Source organism: Rhizobium sp. BR 315, assembly GCF_050577975.1.
In the GTDB taxonomy this organism is placed as follows: Bacteria; Pseudomonadota; Alphaproteobacteria; order Rhizobiales; family Rhizobiaceae; genus Rhizobium; species Rhizobium miluonense.
Genome location: NZ_JARWKZ010000152.1, coordinates 1 through 663 on the forward strand (window position 1 = coordinate 1; position 663 = coordinate 663).

Annotated in this window: 1 protein-coding gene; it reads left to right on the forward strand. The window is 60.6% G+C overall.

Annotation, left to right across the window (positions count from 1 at the left end; all coding sequences use genetic code 11):
• A partial coding sequence (locus tag QD409_RS35475) for a hypothetical protein (RefSeq protein ID WP_430765042.1) occupies positions 1–382 on the forward strand: 382 nt, incomplete at its 5' end.
• Between the last annotated feature and the right edge of the window lie 281 nt (positions 383–663).

Genomic DNA, 663 nt, shown 5'->3' on the forward strand with positions numbered 1-663 from the left:
AAAAAAAGGCTCTGAAGACGATCAGGCATCAACGCATCTGTTAACGAAAGCGACCGGCGGTGCTGCCCCTGCAGGCTGGATACAAGGAAGGGCAGAGTTGTCCATTTATACGCACAACGGCATTGGAGCCGGGCTTGCCGGTCGATCCGGCGAGCCCGGCTTGGCGATGCGGCAAGCGCCTCCCTCAAAAGGGAGGCTTCTCACCCCGCAGATCCTGCGTCAGTTCATCGATCCAGATATTGAGTTCGGCAACCGCTACTTCCAGCTCCGCCTCTATTTCGCGACGCTCCTCGCGGTCCCAGCAGTTCCTGAGTTCGGCGCGCAATTCTTCAATGTGATGTTCCAGCGTCATCTTCGTCTCCTTGAGTTTTGTGAAAGATGACGTCCGGGGGCGTGGGGATCGGGCCGGGTCAAGGATCGCGGCACGCGACCGCCGGAGGCGGCGAGCGGAGGAACCGATTTTCTGACGGCGCCCTTCAGGGTGTCGGCTGAAAATTGGAGGGGCCGCGATGTCCTTGAGGCGGCGCGATCCTCACGGCAGACTTGGCGTTCTGAGCAGACAGGGCTTGGTCTCGTGTGGCACCAGGAGGAATGATCGCGGGCTCGATGCCCGCGATCATTTCAGCCAATTTGTTCCGACGGGCTGGCCGCACACGCCGAAGC